Here is a 750-nt window from a genome sequence, read left to right on the forward strand (position 1 = left end):
TTGTGGAAACGAAAACCCTAGGCTAGGCCTAGGGTTCCAAAAAGCTTACAGCGTGGTATTAAAAAAATTCCCCCGAGGTGCTAAACTATTTTTGGTTCGCCAACCAAAATAGCAGCATACGGAGGAATTTTCATGTCAAAAGACAGTAATAGTTTAGCACATACAACATGGAATTGTAAGTACCATATCGTATTCGCCCTTAAATATAGAAGGCAAGTTATTTACGGGAAAATAAAGTAAGATATAGGAGAAATACTTCGAACTTTATGTGAAAGAAAAGGTGTTGAGATTATTGAAGCTACAGCGTGTAAGGATCATATCCATATGTTAGTTAGCATCCCACCAAAGATAAGTGTGTCAGCATTTGTAGGATATTTCAAGGGTAAGAAGTAGTTTAATGATTTTGATCGTCACGCGAATTTGAAGTATCGATACGGAAATCGGAAATTTTGGTGCACGGGATATTATGTAGATACAGTTGGAAGAAACAAGAAGGTGATAGAAGAATATATACGAAATCAAATACAAGATGATATAGTGGCAGAACAGTTAAGTATGATGGAATACATAGATCCATTTACTGGTGAAGAGATACAGAAAAAGAAAAGAAAGTAGCAGAAGGCCTTTGAGGTCTGGCCAGTAAAAGTAGTACATTAGGCGAACCGTTCAGTAGCCCTTTAGGGTTTGGTCAGTAACAAAGGCTTTTAGCCGCAGAGCAAACCACCCGTTATCACGGGTGGTTATGTTTTT

At 37.9% G+C, this 750-nt stretch carries 1 pseudogene; it reads left to right on the top strand.

Annotated features, from left to right (window positions below):
* The first annotated feature begins 132 nt into the window (after nucleotides 1-132).
* Nucleotides 133-615 (top strand): annotated as a pseudogene (gene tnpA / locus CN925_RS15360) (IS200/IS605 family transposase).
* Nucleotides 616-750 lie beyond the last annotated feature (135 nt).

Source organism: Bacillus sp. AFS055030, assembly GCF_002574545.1.
GTDB lineage: Bacteria > Bacillota > Bacilli > Bacillales > Bacillaceae_G > Gottfriedia.